Below are 26778 nucleotides of genomic sequence, written 5' to 3'. Positions count from 1 at the left end.
AAGAGACGGGAGACACGTCCATGGCCACTACCGAGAAGCCGGTCCTGTCGAAGTACAGGGATCGGATGGACAAGGCGGTCGCCGCCCTGAAGGAGGAGTTCGGCAGCCTGCGTACGGGTCGGGCTTCCGCCAGCCTGCTCGATCAGGTGCATGTGGAAGCCTACGGCTCCTCCATGCCGCTGAACCAGGTGGCCGCAGTGAGCGTGCCCGAGGCGCGAATGCTCTCGGTGAACGTGTGGGACCGGGGCATGGTGGTCTCGGTAGAAAAGGCGATCCGCAGCGCGGGGTTGGGCCTCAACCCTGTGGTCGATGGCCAGAACCTGCGCATCCCGATCCCGCCGCTCACCGAAGAGCGCCGGAAGGACCTCGCCAAGATCGCGGGCAAGTACGCCGAGCAGCAGAAGATCGCCGTGCGCAACGTCCGCCGCGACGCCAACGACGACCTGAAGAAGGCGGAGAAGGACGGCGTCATCAACCAGGACGAACAGAAGCGGATGGAGACGGAGGTGCAGAAGATGACCGACGAATCCATCAAGAGAATCGACGAAGCCTTGAAGACCAAGGAACAAGAGATCATGCAGGTCTAGAACCTGACCGTCGCCCAGGATCAAAGCCGCATGGCCGCCCAGAAGAAGCATCCCGCCGATGGCGCGCCCGCCGAAGGCGCGGCGGCCCCGCTGCACGTGGCCATCGTCATGGACGGCAATGGCCGCTGGGCGAAGAAGCGCGGCCTGCCGCGCACCCTCGGTCATAGGGCGGGCGTGGACGCCCTCAAGCGGACGGTTTCCGCGGCGGCCGAGCTCAACATTCGATGGCTGACCGTATTCGGCTTCTCGACCGAGAACTGGAGCCGCCCGGCGGCCGAGGTCGCCGAGTTGATGGCGCTGCCCAAGCGCTACTTCGAGAGCGACATCGCCCGCCTGGAGCGGGAGGGCGTGCAAGTCCGGGTGATCGGTCGGCGCGAGGGGCTCTCGCCTGAGCTCGTGCGCATCATCGAGGACGCCCAGGCCCGCACCGCTCACAACGACCGCTTCTTCCTCAACATCGCGTTCAACTACGGCGGCCAGGCCGACATCGCGCAGGCCGCGCGCCGTTTCGCCGAAGAGGTGGCGGCCGGCCGCGCGTCGCCCGCGGACCTGACCGAGCAGGTCTTCGCCAACCAGCTCGCCACGGCCGGCTCGCCGCCGCCGGACGTGATCATACGCCCCTCCGGCGAGCAGCGGCTGTCCAACTTTCTGCTCTGGGAAGCCGCCTACGCCGAGCTGGTCTTCCAGGACGTGCTGTGGCCGGACTACGGCCATGAGCACCTGAAGGCGGCGCTGGACGCCTTCGCCGCCCGGGATCGCCGCTATGGGGCCCTCGCGGCCGATGACGTCCTTGCCGCCGGCTAGGCGCTTCGACTGGTCCAACCTCGGGCTCCGCATCGCTTCGGCCGTGGTGCTGGTGCCCGGGGCGCTGTTCGCCACGTGGATCGGCGGCTGGGTGTTCCTCGTCGTGATCGCGGTGGCTGTAGCCCTGCTGGCGATTGAATGGGGCGGCATGAGCGCGCCCTACGCCCCCGTACGCGTTTCCCTGGCTGTGACGGTGGCCGTGCTCTCGGCCGTGTTCCTGACGCATCAGGACCAGTTCCTGCTCGCCTGGCTCGCCATGTTCGTCGGCGCCGCGGCCGCGGCGCTGGTGGCGCGTGGCGTCTCGGAACGTCCGGCGGACGCCGCCCTGGGCGTGCTCTACATCGCGCCGGCCTGCATCTGCCTGGTCTGGCTGCGCGACACCGACCACACCATGTCGCACCAGGGCCATTGGTGGACCCTCATGCTGTTCGCCGTGACCTGGGCCGCCGACATCGGGGCTTACGCGGTGGGAAGCACGCTCAAGGGTCCGAAGCTGTGGCCGCGCTTCTCGCCGAACAAGACCTGGTCAGGCTTCATCGGCGGCCTCGCGGCCGCCATGGCGGTGGGAACGCTGATGTCGGCCTGGTCGGTGTTTCAGCTGAACCTTGCCGCCGCCGCCCTCATTGGCCTGCTGGTGGGCTTCGCCACCATGGCCGGGGATCTCTGGGAGTCAGCGATCAAGCGCCGTTTCGGGGTGAAGGATTCCGGCGACCTGATCCCGGGCCACGGCGGCCTGCTCGACCGGGTGGACGGCCTCATGTTCGCCGTGGTGGTGATGTCCGCTGCGCGCCTCGTCAATCACTGGGGGTGGGGACATTGAGCCTGCCGCGCAAGGTCTCCGTCCTGGGCTCCACCGGCTCCGTCGGCGTCTCGACGCTCGACCTGCTGGAAAAGGCGGCCGTGCCGGTGGAGATGATCGCGCTGGCGGCGGGCCGCAACGTAGCCAAGCTCGCGGAGCAGGCGCTGCGCTGGCGCCCCCAGGTCGCGGTCATTCAGGACGAGAGCTGCCTGCCGGAGCTTCGTGCTCGCCTGGACGGCTCGGGCGTGCGCGCCGCCGCGGGCGCCTCGGCAGTGACCGAGGCGGCGGCAATGGACGCCCAGTGGGTGATGTCGGCCATCGTGGGTTTCGCGGGCCTGGCTCCAACCCTGGCGGCGGCTCGGACCGGCGCGGTTATCGCGCTGGCCAACAAGGAAAGCCTGGTCTGCGCCGGGCCGGCCTTGCTGCGTCGGGCGCGGCTGGCCGGCGGCGCCGTGATTCCCGTCGATTCCGAGCACTCCGCGATCTTCCAGGTGCTGGAGCCGCAGAACGCCCAGCAGGTCCGCCGCCTGATCCTCACCTCGTCCGGAGGGCCGTTCCGCAACGCCACGGCCGAGGAGATGGCTCGCGCCACGCCTGAACAGGCGGTCGCCCACCCCAACTTCAGCATGGGCGCCAAGATTTCGGTCGATTCCGCCACCATGATGAACAAGGGTCTGGAGGTGATCGAGGCCGCCTACCTGTTCGCTATGCCGCCGGAGCAGATCGAGGTCTTGGTCCACCCGCAGCAGATCATCCATAGCCTTGTGGAATACGCGGATGGGTCCAGCCTGGCTCAGCTCGGGCCGCCCGACATGCGCCCGCCGATCGCCTGCGCCTTCGCCTGGCCTGACCGCCTGCCTTGGCCGGCCCCGCGGCTTGACCTGGTGAACAGCGGGCCGCTGACCTTCCATGACCCGGACCAGGATCGTTTCCCGGCCCTGGGAATCGCCAAGGACGCCCTGGCGGCGGGCGGGTGGGCGCCGGCCGCCATGAACGCAGCCAACGAGCGCGCCGTCTCGGCCTTCCTCGACCGGCGGATCGGCTTCCTCGACATCTCAGGCGCGGTCGCCGAGACCCTGGAGCGTATGGACCGCCAGAACCTGTTGGGCGATGGCGGGGATGATCCGGTAGAACTGGCGCGCGCCACGGATGCGGCAGCGCGTCGGGTGGCGGACGAAGTGGTGTCCGGTCTAATGGCGCAAGCCTGATGGAGTCTCGATGATCGGCTTCCTGCAATCCGCCCTGATGTACGTGATCCCGTTCCTGATCGTGCTCGGGGTCGTGGTGACCGTGCACGAACTCGGACACTTCCTGGCGGCGCGCTGGCTGGGCACCAAGATCGACCAGTTCTCCATCGGCTTCGGCAAGCCGATCGCCCAGTGGCGGGACCGGCAGGGGGTGCAATGGCGCATCGGCTGGCTGCCGCTCGGCGGCTACGTGCGCTTCGCCGGCGACGACAACGCCGCCAGCGTGCCCGACGGCGACGATCTAGAGGCGATGCGCCAGGATCTGGTGGCGCGGGAAGGCGAAGGCGCACTCAACCGCTATTTCCACTTCAAGCCGCTGTGGCAGCGCGCAGTGATCACCGCCGCGGGCCCCGTCGCGAACTTCATCCTGGCGATCGCCATCTTCGGCGGGCTTCTGATGGCGATGGGCGAGCCGGTTGCGGCCTCGCGGGTAGAGCGGGTCGAGCCCGGCGCCCCCGCCGAGCGGGCCGGCTTCCGCCCGGGAGACGTGATCCTGGAGGGCGAGGGGCGCGAGATCCCGAACCCCGACGCCGTGAAGCAGCTCATCGTGCTGCGAAGCGGCCTGCCGACTGACTTCACCGTGGAGCGCGCCGGCCGGATCGTCCACCTGACCGTCACGCCGGAGCGCGGCATCGTCCTCGACGGCCTCGGCCGGGTGCAGCGCCTGGGCCGGATCGGCGTCGCGTTCGCCAATACGCCGGTGTCGGTGCGCCGCTATGGACCGCTGGAGGCGGTGGCCGGGGGCGTTGCTCGCACCCGCGACGTCGTCGCCACGACCATCTTCTACCTCGGCCGGATGTTCTCGGGGCGCGAGACGGCCGAGCAGCTCTCCGGCCCGCTCGGCATGGCGCAGATCTCGGGCGAGCTGACGAAGCAGAACGTCGAGGTCTCACACGACGTCGGCAGCTTCGCCCGCAATGGCCTGCTCACCATCCTGGTGCTGGTCGCGAACATCTCGGTGGGCATCGGATTCCTCAACCTGATGCCGATCCCCGTGCTCGACGGGGGACACCTGCTCTTCTATGCGTACGAGGCGCTCGCCCGCCGCCCACTTGCTGCCAAGGTTCAGGCGGCAGGGTACCGGGTGGGCCTTGCACTGGTGCTAGGATTGATGTTGTTCGCGACCTGGAACGATCTGCAGCGCCTGCGTGTGTTCAATCTCTTCGGCGGGCTATTCTCCTAACCCTCCGGATTTCCCAAACGGCTGATTCGATGCACCAACACCGCGCCCGTCGCGCTGCGCTTGCCACAGGCCTTGCCCTGCTTCTGGGCTCGACCGCCCTGGTCGCTCCAGGAGTGGCTCTCGCCCAACAGACTGCGCCGCCTCCGCCGGCTCCCGCCAGCGAGGCCGCCGGCGTGGTCCAGCGGATCATCGTGCGCGGAAACGAACGGATCGAGCAGTCGACCGTCGTCTCGTATCTGCCCATCCAGCCCGGTGAGCCGGTGAATGCGGAGCGCCTCGACCTCGCGCTCAAGACGCTGTTCCAGACCGATCTGTTCGCCGACGTGAAGATCGACTTCCAGGCCGGCGACCTGATCATCACCGTCGTCGAGAACCCGATCATCAACCGGGTCATCTTCGAGGGGAACTCCGGGCTCAAGGAAGACAAGCTGCGCGACGAGGTGAGCGTTCGCCCGCGCGGCATCTTCACGCGCGCCAAGGTTCAGTCGGACGTCCAACGGATCGTCGAACTCTATCGCCGGTCGGGCCGGATCTCGGCGAACGTGACCCCGCAGATCGTCGAGCTGCCGCAGCGCCGCGTGGACCTCATCTTCAAGATCGACGAAGGGCCGAAGAGCGGCGTCCTGCGGGTCAACTTCCTCGGCAACAGGGAGTTCTCGGACAATGACCTGCGCGACGTCGTGGTGACGGAACAGTCGCGCTGGTACCGGTTCTTCTCCAACAACGCAAACTACGACCCGGATCGGCTGGAGTACGACAAGGAGCAGCTGCGCAAGCATTATCGCAACCGCGGCTTCTACGACTTCCGCGTCGCCTCCGCCGTGGCCGAGCTGGCTCCAGACAAGAACGGCTTCGTCGTCACCTACACGCTGGACGAGGGCCGCGAGTACAAGTTCGGCAAGATCAGCGTCGAGACCGAGCTGCAGAAGCTCGACAAGGAAGTCCTGACCGCCCTCGTTCCGCTACGCAGCGGCCAGACCTACGAAGACGAGGCTATCGAGCAGGCGACCGACGCGCTCACCTTCGCTGCGGGCGCCGCTGGCTTCGCCTTTGTGGACGTGCGCCCGCGCTACACGCCCAACCGCGAGACGGGCGTCGTGGACGTGGTGTTCCAGGTGAACGAAGGTCCGCGCGTGTACGTGGACCGGATCGACATCGTCGGCAACACCGCCACCCTCGACTACGTCATCCGGCGCGAGATGAACGTCTCGGAAGGCGACGCGTACAACCGGGCTCTGGTCGATCGCTCGCGCAACCAGATCCGTGCGCTGGGCTTCTTCAAGGACGTCGAGATCACCGAAGTGCCGGGCTCCGCCCCCGACCGCACGGGGCTGCGGGTGCAGGTGGAAGAGCAGCCGACGGGCGAACTCTCGTTCAGCGCCGGCTACTCGTCGGTCGACCAGCTGGTGATCGACCTCGGCGTGACGGAGCGCAACTTCCGCGGCCGCGGCCAGAACGTGCGGGCGCGGGTGTCGCTGGGCTCGCTCCGGCAGCAGGCGGACTTCTCCTTCACCGAGCCGCGGTTCCTCGGTCGGGACCTCGCGGCCGGGCTGGACGCCTACTATTACAAGTACGACCTCACCGAGTACTCGGCCTACAAGACGGAGTCGCTCGGCGCCGGGATCCGGCTGAACTTCCCGCTCAGCCTGAATTCGCGCGGCAGCCTCGGCTACACCTTGCGCACTGACCAGGTGTCGATCGACGACGATCTCTGCAGCCAGAACTTCGTGTCGTCGGTGATCTGCGACCAGCGCGGCTCGTTCCTGACCTCGCTGGTCAGCTACGGCTATCGCCTGGATCGCCGGAACGACTACCTGAACCCCACGCGGGGCTTCTACGTGGCGGCCAACCAGGACCTCGCGGGCGTGGGCGGCGACGTGAACTACCTGCGCACCGAGGTGGATGGCGGCTGGTACCACGGCTTCACGCGGGACTTCATCCTCAGCGTCACTGGGTCGGCGGGCTATATCGACGGCTGGAACGGCGACGTCGTGCGGATCAACGACCGCTTCTTCAAGGGCGGCACCAACTTCCGGGGCTTCGAGACCGCCGGCGTGGGGCCGCGCGACACCTCGCTTGGCCGCCAGGACGCCCTGGGCGGCAAGGCCTACGCCATCGGCGCCGTGGAGCTCACTGTGCCGACCTTCCTACCCGAGCAGTACGGGATCAAGGCAGCGGTGTTCAGCGAGTTCGGCACGGTGGGGCTGCTGGATGACGAGGACAAGCTGTGCCCCAGCGACGGCGGAACGACCTGCCCTCCGGGTACGCGCAATCCGTTCGTGAAGGATGACCTGTCGCTGCGCGCCTCGGCCGGCCTGAGTATCTTCTGGCGTTCGCCCATGGGGCCGATCCGCTTCGACTTCAGCCGAATTTTGGCCAAAGAAGACTACGACAAGACCGAAACCTTCCGGTTCTCCACCTCAACCAGGTTCTAAGCATCATCATGACCTACAAGACTCTCGCCGCGGTCGCGTCCGCCGCCGTCGCGCTCGGCGCGGGCGGCGCCGCCTTCGCGCAGCAAGCCGCTGCGCCGGCCCAGACGAACCAGGCCCCGGCCGTCAGCCACGGGCCCGCGGTTCCTGGCATGTGCATCCTTTCGGTGCAGGGCGCCATCGGTGGTTCGACCGTGGGCCGTCACGTCAGCACGCGAATGGAGCAGATCGTTCAGCAGGTGAACGCCGAGCTGAACGGCGAGCGCACCGCCATCGAGAACGAGGGCAAGACGCTGGAAGGTCAGCGCGCCACCCTCGACCGCACCGCCTTCGAACAGCGCGCCTCGGCCCTTCAGGTGCGCGCCAACGCCCTGCAGCGCCGGGTCGCCCAGCGCGAGCGCGAAGTGTCGGCCACGGAACAGCGCGCCATGGGGCGCGTCGGGCAGGAAATGGAGCCGCTGATCCGGCAGGTCTACCAGCAGCGCCAGTGCAGTGTGCTGCTGAACCGGGACGCGATCGTCATCGCCAACCCCGCCATGGACATCACCCCCGGCGTGATCCAGGCGCTCAACGCCAAGATCACCACCTTCACCATTGAGCGCGAGCGCCTCGACCAGCCCGCCGCCGCCGGCCAGCAGGGCGCTGCGCGTCCGGCCGCCACCCCGGCGCCGGCCACCCGCCGCTAACCAGGGGGAGCGCGGGCCGCGCCCGGCCCGATCAGGACGCCATGCCCGACCCGCGCTTCTTCGAAGACCTCGGACCCGTGTCGCTGGGCGAGCTCGCCCGGTTGACCGGGGCGGAGCTCACCGACCCGGACGCAGCGGACCGTCCGGTACGCGCCGTCGCGGTCCTGGCCCAAGCCCAGCCGGACACGGTCACCTTCCTTTCCGACCGCCGGCACGCAGAGACCCTTCGCCAGTCCCGCGCTGGGGCATGCTTCGTGCCTCCGACCCAGGCCGCCGCAGTTCCGGAGGGTTGCGCCGCCCTCGTCACGTCTGCTCCGCAAGCGGCCTACGCCCTTTCGGCGCAGCGCCTGCATCAGCCCCGGTTGAGCGCCCAGCGAGAGGCTGTCTCCCCTGACGCCCGGCTCGAGGACGCTGTGGTGCTCGGCCCGGGCGTGGTGATCGGGGAGGGGGCGCTGATCGGCCGCGGCACGGTCATCGGCGCGAATTCCGTCATCGGGCCAGGCGTCGCCATCGGCCGCGATTGCCAGATCGGAGCGAACGTCACTATCGGCTTCGCCCTGCTCGGGGACCGGGTGCGCATCCTGGCCGGGGCTGTGATTGGCGAGCCGGGCTTCGGCGCCACCGTAGGGCCCGCCGGCCTGATCGACATCCCGCAGCTGGGGCGGGTGATCCTGCAGGACGGGGTGACGATCGGCGCCAACAGCTGCGTCGACCGGGGCGCCTTTGACGACACGGTGATTGGCGAGAACACCAAGATCGACAACCTGGTGCAGGTCGCCCACAACGTGCGCGTCGGACGCAACTGCGTCATGGCCGCCCATACGGGCATTTCGGGCAGCGTCGTGATCGGCGACGGCGCCCAGTTCGGCGGACGCGCGGGCGTCGCCGACCATGTCACCATCGGCGATGGCGCGCGGGTCGGTGCGGCGGCCGGGGTTATGAAGGACATCCCGGCGGGGGAGACCTGGGGCGGCATGCCGGCCCGGCCGATCCGCAAATGGATGCGCGAGACCGCGTGGCTGGCCAAGATGGCGGCCCGCAAGGAGGGAGCGGAGAATGAGCCGTAAGGCCCCGGTGAAAGACGGAACCGGCGAGATCGACATCACCGAGATCCTGGCGCGCATTCCGCACCGTTATCCGTTCCTGCTGATCGACCGCGCGGAAGAGTACAAGCCGAGCGAGAGCATCATCGGCATCAAGTGCGTGACGGTGAACGAGCCCTTCTTCCAGGGCCATTTTCCGGGCTATCCGGTGATGCCGGGCGTGCTGCTGATCGAGGCTATGGCGCAGACCGGCGCGGTCCTGATGTCGAAGTCGCTCGAGGTCGACACGACCGGCAAGGCGATCTTCTTCATGTCGGCCGATAACTGCCGTTTCCGGGCGCCGGTGCGACCCGGCGACGTCGTCCGCATGCCCGTGCGCGTGACCAAGCACCGGGGCGACATCTTCAAGTTCGCCGGCCAAGCCATGGTGGGCGACAAGGTGGTGGCCGAATGCGAATTCGCCGCCATGGTGGTCAACACCCAGTGAGCGTCGAGGTCCACCCCACGGCGATCGTCGCCAAGGGCGCCGAACTGGGCGACGGGGTCTCGGTCGGCCCGTTCTGCGTGATTGGCGCGAAGGTGCGGATCGGGGCCGGCACCCGCCTGCACAGCCATGTGGTCGTCGAAGGATCGACTGAACTCGGCCGGAACAACCAGGTCTACCCATTCGCGGTGCTCGGCGGCCCGCCGCAACACACCGCCTACAAGGGCGAGGACACGCGCCTGGTCATCGGCGACGACAACCTGATCCGCGAACACGCCACCATGAACCTGGGGACGGTGAACGGCGGCGGGGTCACCCGTGTGGGATCCAACGGGCTCTACATGATCGAGAGCCACGTGGGCCACGACTGCGTGGTGGGCGATCACGTGATCCTCACCAAGCAGGCGACGCTCGGCGGGCACTGCCAGCTCGGCGACTACGTGATCGTCGGCGGTCTGGCGGCCGTGCACCAGTTCACCCGCGTGGGCCGGCACGCGATGATCGGCGGCCTGGCGGCCGTGGTGAAGGACGTCATCCCCTACGGCTCGGTGTGGGGCAACCACGCGCACCTGGAGGGCCTAAACCTGGTCGGGCTGAAGCGGCGGGGCTTCTCGCGCGAGAGCATCAACACGCTCCGCGCCGCGTATCGCCTCCTGTTCGCCGACGAAGGGACGTTCCAGGAGCGGCTGGAGGATACGGCGGAGACCTACGCGGGCTCTCCCGAGGTGATGGAGATCATCGACTTCATCCGCGCGGACGCGACCCGGCCCCTCTGCCTGCCCGATCGCGAGGTCTGATGAAGAAGCTGGGCCTGATCGCCGGCGGCGGCAACTTGCCCGTCGAGATCGCCCGGCATTGCGAGCGCGCGGGACGGCCGCTGTTCGTCATCCGCCTGAAAGGGTTCGCTGGAGATGGCCTGGCGCCCTATGCCGGAGCCGAGGTAGGACTGGCGGAACTGGGCAAGTGCTTCAAGGCGCTGAGGCGCGCCGGCTGCGAGGCCGTTTGCCTCGCCGGCAACGTCAGCCGACCGGACTTCAGCTCGCTGGTCCCAGACATGCGGGGCCTGGGGGCCCTGCCGGGCGCCATCGCGGCGGCGCGGCGCGGCGACGACGCTCTCCTGCGCTTCCTGGTCGGCGAATTCGAGAAGGAGGGGTTCGCGGTCGAAGGCGCGCACGAGGTGATGGATGACCTCAGCCTTCCGGTTGGGCCGCTCGGCCGGCACCTAGCGCCGGAGGAGACGACGGCCGATGTGGCCCGGGCCTTGGAGGTGGCGCGCGCGATCGGCCGCCTGGACGTGGGGCAGGGCGCCGTGGTCTGCGACGGGCTCGTCCTGGCGGTGGAGGCTCAGGAGGGTACGGACGCCATGCTCGCCCGCGTCGCCGAACTGCCTGCGGCGCTGCGGGGCCGGCCGGGCGCTCCGCGCGGCGTGCTGGCCAAGGCTCCGAAGCCGATCCAGGAGACCCGCGTGGACCTGCCGACCATCGGCCGCGCCACCGTCGAGGGGGTGGCCCGCGCCGGCTTGGCCGGGATCGTTGGCGAAGCCGGCCGGCTGCTAGTGCTCGATAGGGAAGAGGTCATCGGCCTGGCCGACGAACTTGGGCTGTTCGTGGTCGGCGTGGAGATGGAGACGGCGTGACCGGGCGGCCGCTGACCGTCATGCTGGTGGCGGCGGAGGCCTCCGGCGACGACCGCGGCGCAGGCCTCGCGCGAGCCCTGCGCCGCCGCCTGGGAGACGAGGTGCGCTTCGTGGGCGTCGGCGGCGAGCGGATGGCGGCCGAGGGGGTGCAGAGCCCGTTCAACATCGCCGAGCTGTCCATCTTCGGCCTCCTCGAGGGGCTGCTTGCCTGGCGCAAGGTGGTGAGGCGCGCGAAAGAGACCGCGGCCATCGCTACGCGGGAGCGCCCGGACGTGGCGATCCTCATCGACTCCTGGGGCTTTACCCTGCGGGTCGCGCAAAGGCTCAGGAAGGTCGCGCCGGCTCTGCCGCTGGTGAAGTACGTGGCGCCCCAGGTCTGGGCCTCGCGGCCCGGACGCGCAAAGACCCTGGCCGACAGCTTCGACCATCTCCTGTCCATCCACGCTTTCGACGCCCCTTGGTTCGAGGCCTACGGCCTGCCGGTGACCTTCGTCGGCAATGCGGCGCTGAGCCTCGACTTCTCGGCGGCCGATCCCGAACGGCTGCGCCGACAGATCGGCGCGGATCCCGGCGATCCGATTCTGCTCGTCCTGCCGGGCAGTCGTCCGAGCGAGGTCGCACGAGTGTTGCCGCCGTTCGAGGACGCGGTGAATCGACTGAAGGCGGAACGGCCCGGCCTGCAGGTCGTCATACCCGTTGCGCCGACGGTCGCAGATGCGGTCAAGGCCGCTGTCGCGGGCTGGCCGCACCGCGCGCATGTCGTGGAAGGGGAGAGCGGTAAGCTCGACGCCATGAGGGCGGCCACGGTGGCGCTCGCTTGCTCCGGCACCGTTACAACGGAGCTCGCCCTGGCCGGCGTGCCCATGGTGGTCGCCTACCGGCTCGGGCCGGTCACCTACGCCCTCCTGAAGCGGATGATCCGGACGAAGTGGGTGACGCTGTTCAACATCGCCGCCCAGGCGTTTGTCGCGCCTGAGATGATCCAGGCGGACTGCAACGGCCCGGCGCTCGCCGAAGAGGTGGCCCGGCGCCTCGACGATGCGGATCTGCGGCGGCGTCAGGTCGAGCGGCAGTATGAGGCGCTCGACAAAATGGGGCGCGGCGGCCCCGATCCCTCGGAGGCCGCCGCGCAGGCCGTTCTACAGATCCTTGAAGCGCGGCGGGGCGCCTAGCCCCGCTGGTCGACCGCCACGTAGTCGCGCTGCGGCGAGCCCGTGTAGAGCTGGCGCGGGCGGCCGATCTTCTGCGCCGGATCCTCGATCATCTCTTTCCACTGGGCGATCCAGCCCACGGTGCGGGCCAGGGCGAAGAGCACGGTGAACATCTCCGGCGGGAAGCCGAGGGCGCGCAGGGTGATTCCCGAGTAGAAGTCGACGTTCGGGTAGAGCTTGCGCTCGACGAAGTAGGGGTCGTTGAGCGCGATCTTCTCGAGCTCCATGGCGACCTTGAGCAGCGGGTCGTCTGAGTTGCCGACCTCCGCCAGCACCTCGTGGCAGGTGGTCTGCATGACCTTCGCGCGCGGGTCGTAGTTCTTGTAGACCCGGTGGCCGAAGCCCATCAGGCGATAGCGGCGGTCCTTCACGCCCTGGACGTACTCGGGGATGCGATCGACGGTGCCGATCTCCTTGAGCATGTTCAGCGCTTCCTCGTTGGCCCCGCCGTGGCTGGGGCCCCAGAGGCAGGCGATGCCGGCGGCGATGCAGGCGAACGGGTTGGCGCCCGAGGAGCCGGCCAGACGGACGGTCGAGGTGGACGCGTTCTGCTCGTGGTCGGCGTGCAGGATGAAGATGCGGTCCATGGCGCGCGTCAGGACCGGGTTCGGCTTCCAGTCCTCGGCCGGGACCGAGAAGCACATGCGCAGGAAGTTCTCGGCGTAGGAGAGGTCGTTGCGCGGGTACACGAAGGGCTGGCCCTTGGAGTACTTGAAGGCGCGCGCCGCGATGGTCGGCATCTTGGCGATCAGGCGATGGGCGGAGATGGTCCGCTGCTCGGGATCGTTGATGTCGGTGCTGTCGTGGTAGAAGGCGGACAGGGCGCCCACCGCGCCGACCATGATCGCCATGGGGTGCGCGTCGCGCCGGAAGCCCATGAAGAACCGGTCGAACTGCTCGTGCACCATCGTGTGGTAGGTGATGTTGTGCTCGAACTGGGTGTACTCGGCGGCGCTGGGCAGCTCGCCGTGCAGCAGCAGGTAGCAGACCTCGAGGAAGCTCGACTTCTCGGCCAGCTGGTCGATCGGGTAGCCGCGGTGCAGCAGGATACCGGCGTCGCCGTCGATGAAGGTGATCTTGCTCTCGCAGGACGCCGTCGAGGTGAAGCCCGGGTCGTACGTGAAGGTGTCGGACTCGGCGTAGAGCTTGCGGATGTCTACGACATCGGGTCCAGCCGTGCCCTTCAGGACCGGGAGCTCGACCGTCGTGCCGCCGATACCGATCTTCGCCGTGTCGCCCATGCGGACCCCTTTCGCAATGCGGGATGAAACGCTCGTTCGAGCGGCCTTATAGCGGTTTACGCGGCCGGTGAAAGCGCATCGTCAAGCCGTCCAAGACTTTCGTCTTTTCCGAGCGATACCAGCGTTCCGGCGAGGTCGGGCGCCGGCGAGCCGCCCGAGAGCACGCCGCGCAGCGCCGGGCCGAACTTGCCGATGCCAACGCCCTCGGCTTCGGCGAAGCTGCGGATGAGCGGCTCAAGGGTGGGAACGGTCCAGTCGGACGCTCCGGCCAGGCTCTCCCGCAGGCGCGAAAGGCGACCGCGCGTCTCGTCCGTGAGGAGGCCCTGAACCTTCTCCGGCAATTCGAGCCGACGCCGCTTCAGGACGAAGACCACGGCGTCGGCGAGGTCGAGCAGGGTCTTTGCGCCTTCGCGGACCAGCGGGATGGTGCGCTCCAGCACCTCGCGGTCGGGATCGCCCACGGTCAAGCCACGGGTCGCGAGGACGGGCTCCAGCAGGCCGCCCAGCCGCGCCGGCTCGGCCTGACGGATGTAGTGGTTGTTGAGGTGGTTCAGCTTGTCCCAGTCGAGGCGGGCGGGCGCGCTGACCACGTCCTTGATGTCGAACCAGGAGATCGCCTGCTCGTCGGAGAAGATCTCATCGTCCCCGTGGCCCCAGCCGAGCTTGGCCAGGTAGTTGCGCATGGCTTCGGGGAGGTAGCCCATGGCGTCGAACTCGCTGACCGCCTGGGCGCCGTGGCGCTTGGAGAGCTTCGCCCCGTCGGGTCCGTGGATCAGCGGCAGGTGGGCCCAAACCGGCACGTCCCATCCGAGGCCCTGATAGATCAGCGTCTGGCGGGCGGCGTTGTTCAGGTGGTCGTCGCCGCGGATCACATGGGTGACGCCCATATCGTGGTCGTCGACAACCACGGCGAGGTTGTAGGTGGGCGTGCCGTCCGTGCGCAGCAGGACGAGGTCGTCGAGGTTCTGGTTCTGGAAGCGGACGGTCCCCTTCACCTGGTCTTCGACCAGCGTTTCCCCCTCAAGCGGGGCCTTCAGGCGCACGACGAAGGGCCGGTCGGGGGCGTCGTTGGGGCTGGCGTCCCGCCAGGGCGAGCGCACGACGCGCCCCTCGGCGCGGGCGACCTCGCGCTCCGCCTCAAGCTCCTCGGGCGTCATGTAGTCCCTGTAGGCGGCGCCGCGGGCGAGCAGCTGCTGGACGGCCTCACGGTGGCGGTCGGCGCGGGCGAACTGGAAGACCGGCGCCTCATCCGCCTCGAGGCCCAGCCACTTCAGGCCGTCGAAGATCACCTGCACGGCGGCCTCGGTGGAGCGCTCCCGGTCGGTGTCCTCGATGCGCAGCAGAAACTTGCCGCCGGTGTGGCGGGCGTAAAGCCAGTTGAAAAGCGCCGTCCGGGCCGTGCCAATGTGCATCATGCCGGTGGGGGACGGGGCGATACGGGTGACGACGGGTCGGTCGGACATCGATCTCAGCGAAACTGGGGAGGCTGCGGCGCGGGGCGCCTGGGCGGCGCCTCTTAGCACGCGGCTTCGCCGGCCTCCTAGCCTTGCCGCAACTGGCGGCTGGCTGCTCGATCAGGCGAAGCTGCAGGCGGATCGCTGGACGCTGTGGACCCCGGTGGCGTTCGGCCTCGGCGCCGCCCTCTACTTCGCGCTGCCGCGGGAACCGCAGGCGTGGGTGGCGTGGGTCGGCCTCTGTGGGGCCGCCGTTCTGCTGCTGGCCGCTGGGCGGGTCGGCGTGCGTGCGCTCACAGTCGTGCTGGTGCTCGGCGCCTGCGGACTCGGCGGCTTCGCCATGGGCAAGGTGAGGACGGAGCGTGTCTGGGCGCCGGTCGCGCCGGTCACCCGCAATCCGCAGCGGGTCGAGGGCTGGGTGGTCGACGTGGCGAGCCCGGGGGAGGGCGGCCAGCGGTTGCTGATCGCACCAGCCAGGATCGGCGACTGGGCGCCGGCCTCCACGCCGATCCGCATCCGGGTGACGCTGAGGTCCGGCGCGCCCGTGCCCTCGCCCGGCTCGCCGGTGCAGTTGCTGGCGATCATCAATCCGCCGCCCCCGCCGGCCAGCCCAGGGGCGTATGACTTCGCTCGCGACGCCTTCTTCGAGAGCGTGGGCGGCGTCGGGCTGGCGCTGAGCCCGCCCGTGACATGGGAGGCCGGGCGTGAGCCGCCCTGGCGGCTGGGGCTGCAGATGCGGGTCAACGCCGCGCGGTGGGCGCTGTCGCGTCGGATCGTCGACAGCCTGGGGCCGGAGAGCGGCGGGCTGGCCGCGGCGATGACGACTGGCCACGAGGCTTTCATCCCGCGTGAGCAGGAAGAGAACCTGCGTGCCGCGGGGCTGGCGCACATCGTCTCGATCTCCGGGCTGCACATGGCGATCGTGGGCGGCTTCGCCTTCGCGGCGGCCCGGCTGGCGATCGCGGCGTGGCCGTGGCTGGCCTTGAGGGTTCCCGGCAAGAAGCTGGCGGCGGCCGTCGGCTTGGGCGCGGTGGGGGGCTACCTGGTCCTCTCTGGCGCGCCGCCACCGGCCGAGCGGGCCGCCGTGACGGCGGCGGTGGCCTTCGCGGCGATCCTGGTGGACCGGCAAGCGATCACCCTCCATGCGGTCGCCTTGGCCGCCATGGCCGTGCTGCTGCTGCACCCGGAGGCGGTGACCGAACCGGGCTTCCAGATGTCGTTCGCGGCCACGGCCGCGCTGGTGGCGCTCGCCGAGCGCTGGCCAAGGCCGGTCAAGGAGATCAATGCGCCCTGGCCCATTCGGGCGGCGCAGGCAGCCGGCGCCTGGCTGGCGATCAGCCTGGCCGCAAGCTTCGTCGCGGGCCTGGCCACCGGCCCATTCGCCATGCAGCACTTCAACCGGGTCTCCACCTGGGGCCTGGCGGCGAACCTGGCGGTGGCGCCGATCTCGTCTTTCCTGATGATGCCGGCCCTGGCGCTGGGGGCGACGCTGTCGCCGTTCGGGCTGGGCGACGCGCCGCTGGCCGCCGCCGGGTTCGCCATTGAACAGATGAACCGCGTCGCCGCCATCGCGGCGGCGGCGCCCAACGCCCAGCTGGTGGTGGCGAGCGGCCCAGCCTGGACGCTGGTCGCGGCGTTCCTCGGGATCTTGTGGATGTGCCTGTGGAGAGGGCCTCTGCGGTGGGTGGGCGCGCCGTTCGCACTGGCGGTGCTGCTGACGCCCAGGCCCACGCCGCCGGACGCATGGGTGAGCGCCGACGGCGCCACGGCGGCGGTGAGGGCCGGCCCGGCGGCGGTGCTCCTCCGACCCGACGCCAAGCTGTTCGGCGCCGAGCTCTGGGCCAGGCGGCGCGGCCTGACCCCTGCCGCCATCCGGGACCAGGGCTACGAGTGCGACGACTGGAGCTGCGCGCCGAAGGCTGAGGCTCCGGTGCGGGTGGCGGCGGCGTGGAACCTGAAGCGGCCCCTGAAGCCTGGCCGGACCGAAGCGCTCTGCGCGGCGGCCGAGGTCCTGATCATCCGCAACGACGAACGCCCTGAAGGGTGTGCGGCGTCGCTGGTCCTCACGGGAGCGGACTTCCGCAGGGGCGGCTCGGCCGAGCTCCATCGGCAGGCCGACGGGGCGTGGCGGGTGACCTGGGCGCAGGATCTGCGCGGACATCGACCCTGGACCTGGGGACCAGACTCCCGGCCACGCTGATCGCATCCCCACCTCCCGCCGTCGTGGCTCCAATCAGGGAACCACGCCGCTGCGACAAGCGCGGTCGCAGCGGCCAGCGGAAGACTTGCTCCTTAGTGGTAGCGGCGGATCAGGCCGACGAGGCGGCCCTGCACCGACACCTGGTCGGGGCCGAAGATGCGGGTCTCGTAGGCCGGGTTGGCGGCTTCGAGCGCGATGGACGCGCCCTTCTTGCGCAGGCGCTTCAGGGTGGCTTCCTCGCCGTTCACCAGGGCCACCACGATGTCGCCCGAGTTGGCGCTGTCGGTGCGGCGGATGACCACGAAGTCGCCGTCAAGGATGCCGGCGTTGATCATCGAGTCGCCGGAGATCTCCAGGACGAAGTGCTCGCCGGCGCCGAGGATGGTCTCGGGGACGGGGAGGCGGTCGCGCTCCTGCTGAATGGCCTCGATCGGCGTCCCGGCGGCGATGCGGCCAAGGATCGGCAGGTCGCGGGTGTCGTTGGCGGCGCCCACCGGCAGGGCCTCACCGGGCTCCACCAGCTGGGGCTTGAACGGGGCGCGGCCCTTGGGCGGGGCGGCGGTCGTGGCCTGCTGGGGCAGCTTGACCACCTCCAGGGCGCGGGCCCGGTGGGGCAGGCGGCGGAGGAAGCCGCGCTCCTCGAGCGCCGTGATCAGCCGGTGGATCCCCGACTTTGAGGCGAGATCCAGGGCCTCCTTCATCTCGTCGAAGGAAGGAGACACGCCGGTCTCCTTGATACGTTCGTGGATGAACATGAGCAGCTCGTGCTGCTTACGGGTGAGCATGGCGCCGGCCCCTGAAGAACAAAGCGAAAACCTTATCGATGTTCTCTAGGTGTTCTTTCTTAATGTCAAGTTACCAACAAGGCCACTGAAACTTCAGCATAAATTGGCGGGTTCGGAGCGCCGGTCGGCGACTCAGCCGCCCAGCAGCGTCCGTGTGGCGGCGGCGACGTCGGCCTGGCGCATGAGGCTCTCGCCGACCAGCATGGCCCGGGCGCCGGAACGCTCCAGGCGGGCGGCGTCGGCGGCCGAGAAGATGCCGCTCTCGGTGACCAGCAGGGCGTCGGCAGGCGCCAGGGCGGCGAGCCGCTCGGTAATAGCGAGGTCGACGGTGAAGGTGCGCAGGTCGCGGTTGTTGACGCCCACGAGGTTGGCGCCCAGGGCGGCGGCGCGGGCCATCTCGGCCTCGTCGTGGGTCTCCACGAGGATGTCCATGCCCAGGCGGCGAGCCTCGGCCATCAGCTCGGCGGCCAGGGCGTCATCGACCATGGCCAGGATGACCAGGATGGCGTCGGCGCCCAGGGCGCGGCTCTCGGCCACCTGCCAGGGGTCGACCAGGAACTCCTTGCGGATGCAGGGCAGGGCGGTGGCCTGGCGGGCGGCGGCAAGGTAGGCGTCGGCGCCCTGGAAACTGGGGCCGTCGGTGAGCACTGAGAGGCAGGCGGCGCCGCCCTGCTCATAGGCGCGGGCCAGGGCCGGCGGGTCAAAGTCCTCGCGGATCAGGCCCTTCGAGGGCGAGGCCTTCTTGATCTCGGCGATCAGGGCAAGCCGGCCGGGACCGTGGGCGCGCTCGAGGGCGGCCTTGAAGCCGCGGGGCGGCGAGGCGGCGCGGGCCGCGGCCTCCACCATGTCGAGGGTCCGCTCCGCCTTGCGGACGGCGACCTCGTCGCGCTTGTAGGCGGCGATCCGGTCGAGGATGTCGCTCATGCGTAGGTCTTGGTGATCTCGGCCAGGCGGTCGAGGGCGGCCAGGGCCTGGCCCTCGTCGACGACGCGGGCGGCCATCTCGACCCCTTCGCGAAGGGTCTCCACCTTCTCGTCCACCAGAAAGGCGGCGGCGGCGTTCAGCAGGACCACGTCGCGGTAGGGGCCCTTCTCGCCGCCCAGCATGGCCCGCATGGCCTTGGCGTTGTCGGCGGGCGAGCCGCCGGTGAGGTCGGCCAGAGCCGCGCGCGGCAGGCCGACGGCTTCGGGGGTGATGGTGAAGAGGCGCACCTGGCCGTTGCGGTACTCGGCGACGCTGGTCTCGCCCGTGGTGGTCATCTCGTCCATGCCGCCGCCGTGGACCACCCAGGCCCGCTCGGCGCCCAGCGCGCCCAGCACCTGGGCGAGGGGAGAGACCCAGCGCTCGGCGAAGACGCCGACCACCTGGCGCTTGGCGCCGGCTGGATTGGTCAGCGGGCCCAGCAGGTTGAAGATGGTGCGGAAGCCGAGCTCGGTACGGATCGGCGAGACGTGGCGCATGGCGCCGTGGTGGGCAGGGGCGAAGAGGAAGCAGATGTTCGCCTCCTCCAGCGCCTTGAGGTGGGTCTCGGGCGGGGCGGCCAGGTTGACGCCGAGCTCGGAGAGCACGTCGGCGCCGCCGGACTTGGACGACAGGGCGCGGTTGCCGTGCTTGGCGACCTTCAGCCCGCCGCCGGCCGCCACGAAGGCCGCGGCGGTGGAGATGTTGAGCGTATGCAGGCCGTCGCCGCCGGTGCCGCAGACATCGATGGTCGGGAAGCCCGGCTCGATGTGGATGGCGGCCCGGCGCATGGCGCGCGCGCAGGCGGTGATCTCGCCCATGGTCTCGCCGCGCATCCGCATGGCGGTGAGCGCCGCGCCCACCTGGGCCGGGGTCGGCTCGCCGCGCAAGCAGGCGGCGAAGAAGTCGTCGGCGTCCTCTTCAGAGAGGGTCGCGCCGTCGGCCAGGCGCTGCAGGAGCGGCTTGAAGAGGTCGGACATCCGGGTGGGTTCAGGCGACGGCCAGGCGCTTCACGCCGGCGATATCGAGGAAGTTGCCGAGCAGCTCGTGGCCGCATTCGGTGGCGATGGATTCCGGGTGGAACTGCACGCCGTGGATCGGGCGGGTCCTGTGCTGGACGCCCATGATCTCGCCGTCTTCGGTCCAGGCGGTGACCTCAAGCGCCTCGGGCAGCACCTGCCGCTCCACGGAGAGCGAGTGGTAGCGGGTGGCGGTGAAGGGGTTCTTCAGACCCGCGAACACGCCGCGGCCGTCGTGGTGGATCTGGCTGGTCTTGCCGTGCATCACCGCCTTGGCGCGCACGACCTCGCCGCCGAAGGCCTGGCCGATGGCCTGGTGGCCCAGGCACACGCCGAAGATCGGCAGGTCCTCAGGCGCGGCGCGCAGCAGGTCGAGGCAGACGCCCGCCTCGTTCGGGGTGCAGGGGCCCGGCGACAGCAGCACGCCCTGCGGCTTCAGCCCCAGGGCCTCGCCGACGCTGAGGGCGTCGTTGCGGTGGACGACCGTCTCCGCCCCCAGCTCGTTCAGGTAGTGGACGAGGTTGTAGGTGAAGCTGTCGTAGTTATCGATCACCAGGATCATGCGACTTCTCTAGGGGCTGAGGGCGTCCGCGCCAAGCGCGCCGATTGGCGATGGGGGCGACTCCCGCGATCCTGCGGCCCATGTCCGCCCTGGATATCGAGGCCCTGGCCCGCGCCCGCAAGCTGGTGGCGCCGCGCGCCCGCAAGGAGCGCCTGTGGCCTGTGGTCGCCGCGGCGGCGTTCGCGGCGGCGACGGCGCTGGGGTTCGCCACGGCGATGATCCTGGCGCCCCCGGTCGTGACCGAGCACGTGGCGGGGGTGGAGTAGGGGGCGCGGCGGCGTGCGGCGCCTGACGACGCGCCAAGGCGGTTGGCCCCATCTCCCCTGCTGTCATCTCGGTTTCGGCGCAGCCGAAGACCGGGACCTCTGTCGGCCGGGGTTGTGGCGACGCGCGGCGGGCGGCCGTGGCGGGAACGCCGGGATGCGGAGCTGGAGGTCCCGGTCTTCGCGTGCCGCGAAACCGGGATAACAGGTGGGGAGGGGAGGGCAGGCGTGATGGGGCGCGGCCCCCTTGGGAGGCCCGCCTGGGTGGTCTTCGTTCTTCTATTGCGCCCGTCAGTGCGCCCGTGACTCAGCTTGGGTCCCGGCTTTCGCCGGGATGAGCGGAATGGGGTCAGCTGGAGTCCGGCGGGGGCTGGGGGCCGGCGTCGCAGAGGGCCTGGAAGGCGGCGGCTTCGTCGGGGGTCACGGGTTGGCCGTCGGGGCCGAAGTAGCGGTAGAGCGGAGCCGGGTCGACGCCCACGGAGGCGCAGGCGTCTTCGACCAGGTCGGCCAGGGCGACGCGCAGGAAGTCGGGCGGCGCTCGGCCCCGTCCAGGAACGTCTGCAGGCGGCCGCGCCGCGCGTGCGCCTCGTCCTCGTCGAAGTCGGGCTTTTCCCGCTCGTTCCAGATCAGCGGCTCGACAGCGGAGGCGACCCGGTGGCGCTTCTCGCTCGACTCGGCGCTGGCGGCCGGGTGCGGGGTCGCCGACTGCGCCCCCGCGGCGCGCGGCCAGATGTCCCTCTCCAGCTCGGCCCTGAAGCGGATGACCTTCATCTCCAGGGCGAGCGTCTGGCGCAGGCCGCGGGACACCTGGTGGAAGGCGGCGGCGAGCTTGACGGCGTCGTCGTCGCTCTCGGCCTCCAGCGCCCGATTGGAGAGCTCCCGCGCCAGGGTGAAGGTCATCGAAGCCAGCTGCGCGAGCATCTGGCTGTGACGATCATCGGCGACTGAGGGGTCCAACGCCATGAACATAACGGGAACATAAGCGGCGCCGGAAGTCAAGGAAAACCGCGGCGACCTCAGGGAAGCGCCCCGCGAAGGGGTGAGGGCGTCAGGCGACGTGACGCCGGAGCGGGCGGCGCAGGGCGGCGAGGAGACCGGCGGTCGCGGCTTCGGCGGCCAGGCCGACGAGGGCGCCGGCGGCGACGTCCAGCGGCCAGTGCGCCCCCTTGCTGACGCGGCTGACGCCCAGGGCGCCGGCGAGGACAGCGCCGACCGGAGCAGAGCGTGGGAAGCTGCGCGCCAGGGCGGCGGCGGCGGCCGACGTCCCGGCCATGTGCCCCGACGGGAAGGACTGGGCGGGCTTGTCGTCGGCGCCGCCGGCCGACCGGCGATAGACCCCTTCGTCGAGCAGCACATGGGGCCGCGTGCGGGTGAGCCGGTTCTTCAGGGCGCTCTTGGCCAGGTCGGCGGCGGCGACGGCCAGCCCCATCCGCAGGCCGCTCATGGCCAGGCGGGGCCGCCGGGCGAGCAGGCCGACGGCGGCCAGGCCGGCCGCCATGGCGTAGAGCGGCTCCTGATCCCCGAGCTTGCCCGCCCGGGCGGCGGTCCTGGACAGCGGATGGTCGCGCGTCCCGGCGACCCGTCGCCCGAGGTCAATGTCCGCGCGCTCGATCGTCTGGGCGGCGGAGGCGACGGCCTTGGCCGGTGTTTGCATATCCATGCAGGCGCAACGCGCCGGAGCGAGGCCGGGCTCCGGCTCAGGCGGCCACGTCGAAGACCTGGTGCACGCCGAAGGCCGCAAGCTGGGAGAACAGCCGCTGCAGGTTGCGGTGGCTGCTTTCCACGAACTCCTGGACCGGCACGCTCTCCAGCACGCTCGACGGGACGATCAGCCCGCCGTCCACACGCTTGCAGAAGCCCGCGGCCTCCAGGCCGAGGCCGTGGCGGCGGGCGGTCTCGTTGGCGATGCCGAGGCGTTGCGCCAGAGCCGAAGTGGCGGCCGGCGTCCTGTGGTGGTCCGGCACGAAGCCGCCGAGCGAGATCCCGCCGTGCTCGCGCGCCGACAGGCCTTCGGTGTTGATGGCCACGATCTCCATCAGCATCACGCTGCTCACCGGATCCGGCACCTGTCGGGCGAGCTGCTCGCGGAAGCGCAGCACGAACTCGATGACGAACCGACCCGCCAGACGCACCGGCGGCTCGGGCCAGGCGCCAGGCGGCGGCGGCGCGGTCTCCACCAGGCCCAGGCTGCGAAGGTCGGCATGCAGCCTGGTGAGCGCCTGGAACTGCAGGTTCAGGCCGCGCTCGAACATGGGACTGCTGGTCACCGCGGCAGGAACGATGAGGCCGCGCCCCGAGCGGCGACACGCGCCTTCCTCCAGCATGGCGGCGAACTGCCGCCGCACCGTCTCGAAGGGAACGGAGATGGACTGGGCGATGGCCGAGACGGCGGTCGGTCGCCGCAGCTCGTCGGGCACGTCCGCCGCGAAGGTGGCGTACTGCCGCTGAAGCGCAGGGTCGCGCATCATCCAGGCGACCCCGGCGTGGAGCACCGCGGCGCGGATGAGCGGCGCGGCGATGTCGCGGCCGTGGCCGCCGACCTTCACGAGGTCGAGGACAAAGGCGTTCGCCAGCCGCGCGCTCAGCCGTTTCGCGATGGAATGGTCCACGAGTCCCCCCGGCCCCTTGGTGAACGGTGTTCCAGGACGGCGGGGCGGTCAATCCGGCGCGACCGCCCGCTAGACGAAGCGCCAGCTCTCTTCGGCCGCGCGGCGCAGGGCCCGGGCCTTGTGGAGGGTCTCGTCGTACTCGGCGTCAGGATCCGAATCGGCGACCACGCCGCCGCCCGCCTGGACGTACATGGTCCCGGCTTTGATCAGGGCGGTGCGGAGCACGATGCAGGTGTCCACCGAGCCGTCGGCGCCGAAGTAGCCGACGCCGCCGGCATAGCCGATCCCGCGCTTTTCGACCTCCAGCTCGTCGATGATCTCCATGGCGCGCACCTTGGGCGCCCCCGAGAGGGTGCCGGCGGGCAGGGCGGCCATGACCACGTCCACGGGATCCAGGCCCTCGGGGGCGTCGCCCTCCACGTTGGAGACCAGGTGCATGACGTGGCTGTAGCGCTCGACGAAGAAGCTGTCGGTGACGCGGACGCGCGGTCCGCGGCTCCAAGGCTGGGCCTCGTTGGCGCCGGCCTGCTTGAGCATGGCGACCCGGCCCACGTCGTTGCGGCCGAGGTCGAGCAGCATGAGGTGCTCGGCCCGCTCCTTGGGATCGTTGACGAGGTCCTGCTCCAGGGCCGCGTCCTCGGCGGGCGTGGCGCCGCGGGGGCGGGTGCCGGCGATCGGACGGATGGTGATCTTTCCGTCGCGTAGCCGGACCAGGATCTCCGGGGACGAGCCGGCCAGCTGGAAGTCCCCGAAGTTGAGATAGAAGAGGAACGGCGAGGGGTTCATCCGCCGAAGAGACCGGTAGAGGGCGAACGGGTCGCGCTCGAACGGGCTGCGCAGCCGGTGGCTGGGGACCACCTGGAAGATGTCGCCGGCCCGGATGTAGTCCTTGGCCTTCTCCACGAACTCCCGGTAGCGCTCGCGGCTCACAGGGGTGGTGAAGCGGTCGGGCTCGGGCTCGCCGTTGCCGACCAGGGCCGGGGTCGGGCGCTTCAGGTCGGCCATCACCTGGGCCAGGCGGTGCTCGGCGGCGGCGTAGGCGTCCTTGGCGGACAGGCCGCTCGGCCGCACCGGGGTGACAAGCAGGATCTCCTGGGCGATGGCGTCGAAGATCGCGACGATGGAGGGGCGGGTGAGCACGCCGTCCGGCAGGCCGAGCGGGTCCGGCGGGACGTCGGGCAGGTGCTCCACCAGCCGGATCATGTCGTAGCCGATGGCGCCATAGACGCCGGCGGACGGCGGCGGCAGGCCGGCCGGCAGCTCGATGCGCGAGGCGGCCACCAGGTCGCGCAGGCTGTCCAGCGCGCCGCCCGGCTGGGCGGTGAAGCGGCCGGCGTCGATGTCGTCGCCCTCGGCGATCTCGGCCTGGTCGCCGCGGCAGCGCCAGACGAGGTCGGGGTTGAGGGTGATGATCGAGTAGCGGGCGCGGAAAGCCCCGCCCTCGACGCTTTCGAACAGGAAGGCGTAGGGCCGGCCGTGGCCGATCTTCAGGTAGGCCGAGACCGGGGTCTCCAGGTCGTCGATCAGCCGGGTCCAGACGACCTGCGACGCGCCCGCCTCGTAGCGGGCCTGGAAGTCCGCAAAGGCGGGTTCCGCCGTCACTTGGCCTTCCCCGCGGCCTTGCCTTCCGGCTTGTCCTCGGGCGCGAGGCCCAGCGCGGTGCGGGCCCGCTCGGGATCGAGCTTGACCTTCAGCGCGCGGCGGGCGGCGGCGCGGGCGCCCTCCTCCAGCTCGCGGAACAGGCCCATGCTCATCTGGTCGCGGCCGAGCGCGGTGAACTGGGCGGCCATCCGGGCGTCGCCGGGGCGAACCGCCTCGAGCCGGCCCACCAGCATGGCGAACTGGTTGTCGCGGGCGATGAAGGCGTCGCCCGGCTTGGCGGCGAAGACCTGGCCGAGCAGGTCCTGCGGCAGCTGCTGGTTCTGGGCGGCGGACTGGCGGCTGAGGCCGCTCATGCGGGCCACGCGGGCGCCGGCGGAGGCCGCCACGGCGTCGATGGCCTCGCCCTTGCGGACGCGGGCGGCGAGCTCTTCGGCCCGGGCCTGCATGCGCTTCAGGGTTTCGCGCCCCGTCCAGACGCGGGTCAGCTCGGCGCGGAGGGCGGCGTCCAGGGGCGGCAGGGCCGGGGGGATGACCCGCTCCACGCGCACGGCGAAGTACTGGCCCTCGCCCTCTTCCACGAGCTCGCTCTCGCCGCCGGCGGGCAGGCCGAAGGCGGACTCCACCAGCTTCTGCGAGAGGCCGGCGACGGGCTGGTTCTGCGGATCGCGGCCGCCCTGGGAGACCGGGCCGATGGTGACCGTGGGCACGCCAGCCTTGGCGGCGGCCTCGGCGAGGTTGCCGCCGGCTTCATGGGCGTCCTCGTAGGCCTGGGTCATGGCCAGGACCTTCTCGACGGCCTGATCCTTGCGGATCTCGGCTTCGAGCGCCGGGCGAGCCTCCTGCAGGCTGACCTCGCGGCCGGGGGTGACGGCGAGCACCTTGACCACCTGCCAGCCGAGACCGCTCTGGACGGGGGCGACCTGGCCGACCTGCAGCCGGAAGGCGGCGTCGGCGACCTGGCGGTCCGGGATCGCCGTGCGCGGCCGGTTGTCGTAGGTGATGGCGTCGACCTTCAGCGTGCGCGCGACGGCCCGGGGGTCCTCGCCGCGCTGCAGCCGGCCGGCCACCTGCTGGGCCGTGGCCTGGTCCTTGGCCGGCACCTGCACGACCGTGCGGGTCTCCGGCGTGGCGAAGGTGTCCTTGCGGAACTCGTAGCGCTTGCGCAGGTCCTCCTCGGTGATCGGGGGCAGGGCGCCTGCCTGAGCCGGGGTGAAGCGGACCACGGTGAGGATGCGGAACTCGGGCCGGGTGAGCTGCTGGGCGTTCTCACGCATGAAGGCCTGCAGCTGGGCCTCGGTGGGCGCAGGCGTCTGGCCGACCATGGCCGGGGTCACGGCGAAGGCGGCGACGTCGCGGCTCTCCAGGCCGTAAAGGGCGTTCAAGGCCGCCATGGCGCGCGGGGCACGGGCGCCGGCGACGATGCCGGTGAGCGCCATCTGGGCGGCGATGTCGTCGCGCGCCATCTTCTCGAACTGCTCGACGGTGAAGTTGTTCTGCTGCAGCTGCCGCTGGTAGGCGTTCTTGTCGAAGCGGCCGGAGACCGGGTCGAAGAAGGCCGGGATCTTGGCGATCTCGTCCACCACCAGCTTGTCGGACGGACGCAGGTTGATCTTGTCCAGGAGGGCGGCGAAGGCTTCGCGGTCGGCCATCACCTCCAGGACCTGGCGATCCAGGCCGCGCTCGACGGCGAAGTCCACCGGGACCGGCTGGCCCGCCTGCTGCTCTATGCGCCGCCGCTGGGCGTCGAACTCACGGCGGAAGTCGGCGGAGCTGACCGTGCGGGAGCCGGCCTCGATGACCGAGTCGCGGCCGGCGCCGGTGAAGACGTCGTTGATGCCGAAGACGGCGAAGCTGACGATCAACAGGCCGATCAGGACGGCGGCGACCCAGGATTTCGCGAACTTGCGAATGGCGGCGAGCATCAAAATCCCTTCCCGGGCGCGAACTTGCCGGCCGGTATAGTGGAGGCCT

General features: G+C 70.4%; 25 protein-coding genes. 14 read left to right on the top strand and 11 right to left on the bottom strand.

Going from position 1 to position 26778, the window contains the following annotated elements; all coding sequences use genetic code 11:
* The first annotated feature begins 20 nt into the window (after positions 1–20).
* Genes frr through lpxB form a run of 12 tightly spaced genes read left to right on the top strand, consistent with a single transcriptional unit; the run spans position 21 to position 12073 of the window.
* On the top strand, positions 21–587 hold the full coding sequence (gene frr / locus VIL67_RS17440) for a ribosome recycling factor (RefSeq protein WP_332050177.1): 567 nt from the start codon (positions 21–23) through the stop codon (positions 585–587).
* Between the two features lie 30 nt (positions 588–617).
* On the top strand, positions 618–1391 hold the full coding sequence (uppS, locus tag VIL67_RS17435) for a polyprenyl diphosphate synthase (RefSeq protein ID WP_332050176.1): 774 nt from the start codon (positions 618–620) through the stop codon (positions 1389–1391).
* On the top strand, positions 1369–2211 hold the full coding sequence (locus tag VIL67_RS17430; RefSeq protein ID WP_332050175.1) for a phosphatidate cytidylyltransferase: 843 nt from the start codon (positions 1369–1371) through the stop codon (positions 2209–2211). The genes uppS and VIL67_RS17430 overlap by 23 nt, the downstream gene beginning before the upstream one ends.
* A complete protein-coding gene (dxr, locus tag VIL67_RS17425; protein WP_332050174.1) occupies positions 2199–3398 on the top strand; it encodes a 1-deoxy-D-xylulose-5-phosphate reductoisomerase in 1200 nt (399 codons plus the stop codon). Before VIL67_RS17430 ends, dxr begins: the two co-directional genes overlap by 13 nt.
* A gap of 10 nt (positions 3399–3408) precedes the next feature.
* A complete protein-coding gene (locus VIL67_RS17420) occupies positions 3409–4620 on the top strand; it encodes a M50 family metallopeptidase (RefSeq protein WP_332050173.1) in 1212 nt (403 codons plus the stop codon).
* A gap of 29 nt (positions 4621–4649) precedes the next feature.
* Entirely contained in the window at positions 4650–7055 is a 2406-nt protein-coding gene (bamA, locus tag VIL67_RS17415) for an outer membrane protein assembly factor BamA (RefSeq protein ID WP_332050172.1), read from the top strand.
* Positions 7056–7063: 8 nt separating this feature from the next.
* Positions 7064–7738 carry an OmpH/Skp family outer membrane protein gene (locus tag VIL67_RS17410; protein ID WP_332050171.1) on the top strand — a complete coding sequence of 225 codons (675 nt, stop codon included), beginning with the start codon at positions 7064–7066 and terminating at the stop codon, positions 7736–7738.
* A 41-nt stretch (positions 7739–7779) separates the two neighbouring features.
* Positions 7780–8805, top strand: a complete 1026-nt coding sequence (gene lpxD / locus VIL67_RS17405) for a UDP-3-O-(3-hydroxymyristoyl)glucosamine N-acyltransferase (protein ID WP_332050170.1) — start codon at positions 7780–7782, stop codon at positions 8803–8805.
* Positions 8795–9268, top strand: coding sequence for a 3-hydroxyacyl-ACP dehydratase FabZ (gene fabZ, locus VIL67_RS17400; protein ID WP_332050169.1), 474 nt, complete (start codon positions 8795–8797; stop codon positions 9266–9268). The genes lpxD and fabZ overlap by 11 nt, the downstream gene beginning before the upstream one ends.
* Positions 9265–10062, top strand: a complete 798-nt coding sequence (gene lpxA, locus VIL67_RS17395) for an acyl-ACP--UDP-N-acetylglucosamine O-acyltransferase (protein ID WP_332050168.1) — start codon at positions 9265–9267, stop codon at positions 10060–10062. The genes fabZ and lpxA overlap by 4 nt, the downstream gene beginning before the upstream one ends.
* Complete coding sequence (lpxI, locus tag VIL67_RS17390) at positions 10062–10901, top strand: UDP-2,3-diacylglucosamine diphosphatase (protein WP_332050167.1); 840 nt, start codon at positions 10062–10064, stop codon at positions 10899–10901. Before lpxA ends, lpxI begins: the two co-directional genes overlap by 1 nt.
* Positions 10898–12073, top strand: a complete 1176-nt coding sequence (gene lpxB, locus VIL67_RS17385; protein WP_332050166.1) for a lipid-A-disaccharide synthase — start codon at positions 10898–10900, stop codon at positions 12071–12073. The genes lpxI and lpxB overlap by 4 nt, the downstream gene beginning before the upstream one ends.
* On the opposite strand, the gene gltA is transcribed toward lpxB, so the two are convergent.
* Together gltA and gltX are read right to left on the bottom strand one after the other, a co-directional pair.
* Complete coding sequence (gltA, locus tag VIL67_RS17380) at positions 12070–13353, bottom strand: citrate synthase (RefSeq protein ID WP_332050165.1); 1284 nt, start codon at positions 13351–13353, stop codon at positions 12070–12072. The two genes, lpxB and gltA, sit on opposite strands and share 4 nt — an antisense overlap.
* A 56-nt stretch (positions 13354–13409) precedes the next feature.
* The gene (gene gltX / locus VIL67_RS17375) at positions 13410–14816 is read right to left on the bottom strand and encodes a glutamate--tRNA ligase (RefSeq protein WP_332050164.1); all 1407 of its coding nucleotides are present in this window, start codon (positions 14814–14816) and stop codon (positions 13410–13412) included.
* Positions 14817–14970: 154 nt separating this feature from the next.
* Between gltX and VIL67_RS17370 the strand changes: the two genes are divergently transcribed.
* On the top strand, positions 14971–17007 hold the full coding sequence (locus VIL67_RS17370) for a ComEC/Rec2 family competence protein (RefSeq protein WP_332050163.1): 2037 nt from the start codon (positions 14971–14973) through the stop codon (positions 17005–17007).
* A 92-nt stretch (positions 17008–17099) separates the two neighbouring features.
* On the opposite strand, the gene lexA is transcribed toward VIL67_RS17370, so the two are convergent.
* The 4 genes from lexA to VIL67_RS17350 all read right to left on the bottom strand — a co-directional run bounded on the left by lexA (position 17100) and on the right by VIL67_RS17350 (position 20333).
* Positions 17100–17792 (bottom strand): transcriptional repressor LexA, encoded by a 693-nt coding sequence (gene lexA, locus VIL67_RS17365; protein WP_332050162.1) that lies wholly within the window; start codon positions 17790–17792, stop codon positions 17100–17102.
* Positions 17793–17924: 132 nt separating this feature from the next.
* Positions 17925–18716: an indole-3-glycerol phosphate synthase TrpC gene (trpC, locus tag VIL67_RS17360; protein ID WP_332050161.1), complete on the bottom strand. Its 792-nt coding sequence runs from the start codon at positions 18714–18716 to the stop codon at positions 17925–17927.
* On the bottom strand, positions 18713–19732 hold the full coding sequence (gene trpD / locus VIL67_RS17355; RefSeq protein ID WP_332050160.1) for an anthranilate phosphoribosyltransferase: 1020 nt from the start codon (positions 19730–19732) through the stop codon (positions 18713–18715). The genes trpC and trpD overlap by 4 nt, the downstream gene beginning before the upstream one ends.
* Before the next feature lie 10 nt (positions 19733–19742).
* Positions 19743–20333: an anthranilate synthase component II gene (locus VIL67_RS17350; protein ID WP_332050159.1), complete on the bottom strand. Its 591-nt coding sequence runs from the start codon at positions 20331–20333 to the stop codon at positions 19743–19745.
* 80 nt (positions 20334–20413) lie between these two features.
* On the opposite strand from VIL67_RS17350, the gene VIL67_RS17345 reads away from it, so the two are divergent.
* The gene (locus VIL67_RS17345; protein WP_332050158.1) at positions 20414–20599 is read left to right on the top strand and encodes a hypothetical protein; all 186 of its coding nucleotides are present in this window, start codon (positions 20414–20416) and stop codon (positions 20597–20599) included.
* A gap of 417 nt (positions 20600–21016) precedes the next feature.
* Here the strand turns inward: VIL67_RS17345 and VIL67_RS17340 are convergent, their stop codons facing one another.
* The 5 genes from VIL67_RS17340 to VIL67_RS17320 form a co-directional block, all read right to left on the bottom strand.
* The gene (locus VIL67_RS17340) at positions 21017–21517 is read right to left on the bottom strand and encodes a hypothetical protein (RefSeq protein ID WP_332050157.1); all 501 of its coding nucleotides are present in this window, start codon (positions 21515–21517) and stop codon (positions 21017–21019) included.
* Between the two features lie 127 nt (positions 21518–21644).
* The gene (locus VIL67_RS17335; RefSeq protein WP_332050156.1) at positions 21645–22256 is read right to left on the bottom strand and encodes a phosphatase PAP2 family protein; all 612 of its coding nucleotides are present in this window, start codon (positions 22254–22256) and stop codon (positions 21645–21647) included.
* Positions 22257–22293: 37 nt separating this feature from the next.
* Positions 22294–23205 (bottom strand): hypothetical protein, encoded by a 912-nt coding sequence (locus VIL67_RS17330; protein ID WP_332050155.1) that lies wholly within the window; start codon positions 23203–23205, stop codon positions 22294–22296.
* Between the two features lie 69 nt (positions 23206–23274).
* The gene (trpE, locus tag VIL67_RS17325) at positions 23275–24807 is read right to left on the bottom strand and encodes an anthranilate synthase component I (protein ID WP_332050154.1); all 1533 of its coding nucleotides are present in this window, start codon (positions 24805–24807) and stop codon (positions 23275–23277) included.
* On the bottom strand, positions 24804–26729 hold the full coding sequence (locus tag VIL67_RS17320) for a peptidylprolyl isomerase (RefSeq protein WP_332050153.1): 1926 nt from the start codon (positions 26727–26729) through the stop codon (positions 24804–24806). Before VIL67_RS17320 ends, trpE begins: the two co-directional genes overlap by 4 nt.
* Positions 26730–26778 lie beyond the last annotated feature (49 nt).

This window comes from Phenylobacterium sp. (assembly GCF_036563385.1).
Taxonomy (GTDB): Bacteria; Pseudomonadota; Alphaproteobacteria; order Caulobacterales; family Caulobacteraceae; genus Phenylobacterium.
The sequence above is the reverse complement of the archived record's forward strand: the minus strand, read 5'-3'. Positions and strand labels throughout refer to the sequence as shown.

What these genes read in the sequence shown, in the direction of transcription:
- frr (WP_332050177.1), top strand. Translation starts at nt 21, where the DNA reads ATGGCCACTACCGAGAAGCCGGTCCTGTCGAAGTACAGGGATCGGATG.
- uppS (WP_332050176.1), top strand. Translation starts at nt 618, where the DNA reads ATGGCCGCCCAGAAGAAGCATCCCGCCGATGGCGCGCCCGCCGAAGGC.
- VIL67_RS17430 (WP_332050175.1), top strand. Translation starts at nt 1,369, where the DNA reads ATGACGTCCTTGCCGCCGGCTAGGCGCTTCGACTGGTCCAACCTCGGG.
- VIL67_RS17420 (WP_332050173.1), top strand. Translation starts at nt 3,409, where the DNA reads ATGATCGGCTTCCTGCAATCCGCCCTGATGTACGTGATCCCGTTCCTG.
- bamA (WP_332050172.1), top strand. Translation starts at nt 4,650, where the DNA reads ATGCACCAACACCGCGCCCGTCGCGCTGCGCTTGCCACAGGCCTTGCC.
- VIL67_RS17410 (WP_332050171.1), top strand. Translation starts at nt 7,064, where the DNA reads ATGACCTACAAGACTCTCGCCGCGGTCGCGTCCGCCGCCGTCGCGCTC.
- lpxD (WP_332050170.1), top strand. Translation starts at nt 7,780, where the DNA reads ATGCCCGACCCGCGCTTCTTCGAAGACCTCGGACCCGTGTCGCTGGGC.
- fabZ (WP_332050169.1), top strand. Translation starts at nt 8,795, where the DNA reads ATGAGCCGTAAGGCCCCGGTGAAAGACGGAACCGGCGAGATCGACATC.
- lpxI (WP_332050167.1), top strand. Translation starts at nt 10,062, where the DNA reads ATGAAGAAGCTGGGCCTGATCGCCGGCGGCGGCAACTTGCCCGTCGAG.
- gltA (WP_332050165.1), bottom strand. Translation starts at nt 13,353, where the DNA reads ATGGGCGACACGGCGAAGATCGGTATCGGCGGCACGACGGTCGAGCTC.
- gltX (WP_332050164.1), bottom strand. Translation starts at nt 14,816, where the DNA reads ATGTCCGACCGACCCGTCGTCACCCGTATCGCCCCGTCCCCCACCGGC.
- lexA (WP_332050162.1), bottom strand. Translation starts at nt 17,792, where the DNA reads ATGCTCACCCGTAAGCAGCACGAGCTGCTCATGTTCATCCACGAACGT.
- trpC (WP_332050161.1), bottom strand. Translation starts at nt 18,716, where the DNA reads ATGAGCGACATCCTCGACCGGATCGCCGCCTACAAGCGCGACGAGGTC.
- trpD (WP_332050160.1), bottom strand. Translation starts at nt 19,732, where the DNA reads ATGTCCGACCTCTTCAAGCCGCTCCTGCAGCGCCTGGCCGACGGCGCG.
- VIL67_RS17350 (WP_332050159.1), bottom strand. Translation starts at nt 20,333, where the DNA reads ATGATCCTGGTGATCGATAACTACGACAGCTTCACCTACAACCTCGTC.
- VIL67_RS17345 (WP_332050158.1), top strand. Translation starts at nt 20,414, where the DNA reads ATGTCCGCCCTGGATATCGAGGCCCTGGCCCGCGCCCGCAAGCTGGTG.
- VIL67_RS17340 (WP_332050157.1), bottom strand. Translation starts at nt 21,517, where the DNA reads ATGCTCGCGCAGCTGGCTTCGATGACCTTCACCCTGGCGCGGGAGCTC.
- VIL67_RS17335 (WP_332050156.1), bottom strand. Translation starts at nt 22,256, where the DNA reads ATGGATATGCAAACACCGGCCAAGGCCGTCGCCTCCGCCGCCCAGACG.
- VIL67_RS17320 (WP_332050153.1), bottom strand. Translation starts at nt 26,729, where the DNA reads ATGCTCGCCGCCATTCGCAAGTTCGCGAAATCCTGGGTCGCCGCCGTC.